Source organism: Halobaculum saliterrae, from assembly GCF_009831625.1.
Taxonomy (GTDB): domain Archaea; phylum Halobacteriota; class Halobacteria; order Halobacteriales; family Haloferacaceae; genus Halobaculum; species Halobaculum saliterrae.
In genome coordinates this window covers 1-1,553 of sequence record NZ_WUUS01000021.1, presented here as the reverse complement: position 1 = coordinate 1,553, position 1,553 = coordinate 1, and the positions used below count along the sequence as shown (strand labels likewise).

Annotated in this window: 2 rRNA genes; both read left to right on the top strand. The window is 58.0% G+C overall.

The features are described 5' to 3' along the window. A 16S ribosomal RNA gene (locus GRX01_RS18700) occupies positions 1-294 on the top strand; the annotation flags it as partial. 349 nt (positions 295-643) lie between these two features. After that, a 23S ribosomal RNA gene (locus tag GRX01_RS19010) occupies positions 644-1,553 on the top strand; the annotation flags it as partial.

Here is a 1,553-nt window from a genome sequence, read left to right as displayed (position 1 = left end):
GGCTACAATGGTCGGGACAATGGGTTCCTACCCCGAGAGGGGACGGTAATCTCAGAAACCCGGTCGTAGTTCGGATTGTGGGCTGAAACTCGCCCACATGAAGCTGGATTCGGTAGTAATCGCGTGTCACAAGCGCGCGGTGAATACGTCCCTGCTCCTTGCACACACCGCCCGTCAAAGCACCCGAGTGAGGTCCGGATGAGGCCTGGGTTGCCAGGTCGAATCTGGGCTTCGCAAGGGGGCTTAAGTCGTAACAAGGTAGCCGTAGGGGAATCTGCGGCTGGATCACCTCCACAGAACGGGACCAGGCCGACGCGCCTGGCCCACCTAGAGGTCTTCGTGGCGCTCGTGGTTGCGACCAGACACCTTCGAACTATCGGGGCTCGTCTTCAGACCTCGTTGGTACCTCGACAGGGTTCGATTCCCTGTGGGTCACTCCCGTACCGTGATTCGAATCGTGTCCCTTAAGTGTGGCACGGGGAGATGAACTGGTACACACTACCGATGCACCATCCCGCGAGAGCGGGGATGGGAAGGGTTGAGCACGCTCGCGTGACACCCACGTGACGTGCGATGACGACCGTATGTACGTGCAATCCAGACACCCACTGAACCCGATTCATCGGGTCCATTGGGTTCCACTCAGTATTGGCTACTGTGCCAGCTGGTGGATGGCTCGGCTCGAGAGCCGACGACGGACGTGCCAAGCTGCGATAAGCCGTAGGGAGCCGCATGGAGGCGAAGAACTACGGATCTCCGAATGGGAATCCCTCTACAATTGCCGTGCGCAATGGGGAACGCTCCGAATTGAAACATCTCAGTAGGAGCAGGAAGAGAAATCAAACCGAGATGTCGTTACTAACGGCGAGTGAACGCGACACAGCTCAAACCGAAGCCTCGGGGTTCACACCTCGCAGGCAATGTGGTGTTCGGGCTGATATCAAACAGACTCGATCGACGAGAAGTCTCCTGGAACGGAGCACGATACAGGGCGACAGTCCCGTATCGTCGACCGGTTCTGTGGATCAGTTCCCAGAGTAGCGGGGGTTGGATATCCCTCGTGAAGATCTCAGGCATCGACTGAGAAAGCTAAACACTCCTCGAGACCGATAGCGAACAAGTAGCGTGAGCGAACGCTGAAAAGCACCCCGAGAAGGGCGGTGCAATAGGGCCTGAAATCAGTTGGCGATTGAGCGACGGGGCTTGAAAGGCCCCGCACAGAATGACCGAGACGCGAGTCTCCAGTAAGACGTGCGGGGAGCCGAAGTTCCGTCGTGCGTTTTGAAAAACGAACCAGGGAGTGTACTGCTCCGGCGAGTCTAACACGAGTATCGTGGAAGGCGCAGGGAAACCGACATGGCCGCAGTCTTACGACGAGGGCCGCCGTGCTCAAGCGCGGGGAGTCGAAGCAGTACGACCCGAAACCGAGTGATCTACTCCGAGGCAGGATGAAGCGTGCCGAAAGGCACGTGGAGGTCCGTTAGCGTTGGTGTCCTACAATACCCTCGCGTGATCTTGGAGTAGGGGTGAAAGGCCCATCGAACTCGGCAACA